Annotated in this window: 2 protein-coding genes; both read right to left on the bottom strand. The window is 39.4% G+C overall.

Translation table 11 applies throughout. The features are described from left to right. Positions 1–619: group II intron maturase-specific domain-containing protein (locus DP117_RS35150; RefSeq protein WP_339381213.1), on the bottom strand; the 619-nt coding region annotated here is incomplete at its 3' end. 86 nt (positions 620–705) lie between these two features. Beyond that, positions 706–1722 (bottom strand): reverse transcriptase N-terminal domain-containing protein, encoded by a 1017-nt coding sequence (locus DP117_RS35155; RefSeq protein WP_169222759.1) that lies wholly within the window; start codon positions 1720–1722, stop codon positions 706–708. Between the last annotated feature and the right edge of the window lie 172 nt (positions 1723–1894).

Here is a 1894-nt window from a genome sequence, read left to right on the forward strand (position 1 = left end):
CTTTTACGTGTATTACTTTCTTAACGGAGGCAGCTTTAAAAAGTACAATAGCTTTTGCTTTACCTCTACGGTCTTTGGTAATAGTTAGGAAGTCCCATTTATTAAAATTAGGGTGTTGTATGCCAATATTGAAGTATTTTCTTACAACTTCTTTTCGGCTCAAGCTTCCGTGCTTTTTACGTGCCCATTTGTAAAGAGCTTCCCATATTTTACTGTCAAAGTAGCTCAGGATTTCTTTTGAACAAGCAGTTCTATAGTAGTATGCAAATCCTCTGATAATAGGATTGAGGTAATTTATTACGGATTCGGCGGATGCATTGATGTTGACATTGAGCCATTTCCTGATTTCTTTGATTTTGCTGAGAACTTTTTCTTTTTCAGGTTTAATGATGGTTTTACCATGATATCTCCTGATATTAAAACCTAAATAATCACAGCCTTGGTCGGTGTGTCTTATTTCGGTTTTATCGAGGTTAAGTTTCAGACCTCTTGCTTGTAACAGAGTGATTATATGGGGTATAACCGCCTCCATACATTCTGCATTTGATGCCGTCACAATTAGGTCGTCAGCGTATCTTATATAACCAAATGGGCATCTATGCTCAACATACAGCAGCAATTCCTGAGTCAGGAGTCAGGAGCGGAGCAAGGAAAGCTCCGCCTCCGGTCAGAAGTAAAAAGAGCTTTCTATCTGCCTTTTAGACTTCAGTAGTGTACTTCATTTACTTGAAATGTGCTGTAAGTTATCTGTGGTTTACCTTTATTCTTACCTCGTGTATTGATATGGATGTTCCCATCTTTATCCCTTTTGTAGTGTTTAACTTCGTTGGTTAATCTGTTAAGATGTTCTCCTATTCCGTCCAAGGCTATATTGGCAAGTAATGGAGAAATAATGCTACCTTGTGCGGTTCCAGATTTCGTGAAGTTAAATATTTCTCTTTCGAGGTATCCCGCTTTTAGCCATCCAGTCACGAAGTTTATCCCCGGTAACATTTTCACTTTTTCTATTATGAATGGGTGACTAATGTTATCGAATGCTGCTTTTATGTCAGCATTCAGTATCCATTCATCTTTACTTCTAGTAACTCTGTTGAATACTTGTTCTATTGCATCGTGAGTAGACCTGCCGGGTCTAAAGCCGTAGCTATGCGGCTCGAAAGTGGTTTCAAAGAAAGGTTCCCAAGCGTTAAGTACAACTGCCTGTTTTACCCTATCGACAATGGTGGGAATTGAGAGTGGTCTAAGTTTGCCTTTTGCCTTGGGAATATATATCCTTTTTGCAGGTAATATATCCTGAGGTTTATGTGCCTTAACTCGGTCAATTAGTTTGACTCTTTCATTCGGCGTAATGGCAATAAAGCCATCTATCCCAGCAGTCTTTTTACCAGTGTTAAGTTGTGTCACCTTTCTAATAGCAAGAAGTATATTTGAAATACTCCTCAGCATCAGTTTCATCAGGCTTTTTGCTTGACGCATTTTGCCATTTTGAGTAGCACGAAAAATTCTCATCCTCAGTTTCTTTACGTTACGGCTCACGGTTTTCCAGTTAATGTCAGCCCATGATTTGATAACGCCTTCTACCGCAATCTTGTTGCCAAGTCCATTGCTCATAAAAGTACTTTTACTTCTTACTGATGTTTCATTTTCGTCCGAGACCAGATGAAAGTTTGCCGTATTTTCAACGTAGGGTAATGTTGTTTCCTCAACCCCTATCTCCTTCATTACAAAGGGGCTTTCGCTTTTTTCATCATCCTTTACCCCCCTTGGCGTCTTTTTGCCTTACGGCATCAATACTTGGGTATTTAATACCACAAGACCAGTTTGGGTTTACCGTGTTTTGTATGTTGGATACGCGATGTGTTGAGTTCCGTTTCATCAAACCCGGAAAAACTGC

Source organism: Brasilonema sp. UFV-L1, assembly GCF_012912105.1.
In the GTDB taxonomy this organism is placed as follows: Bacteria; Cyanobacteriota; Cyanobacteriia; order Cyanobacteriales; family Nostocaceae; genus Brasilonema.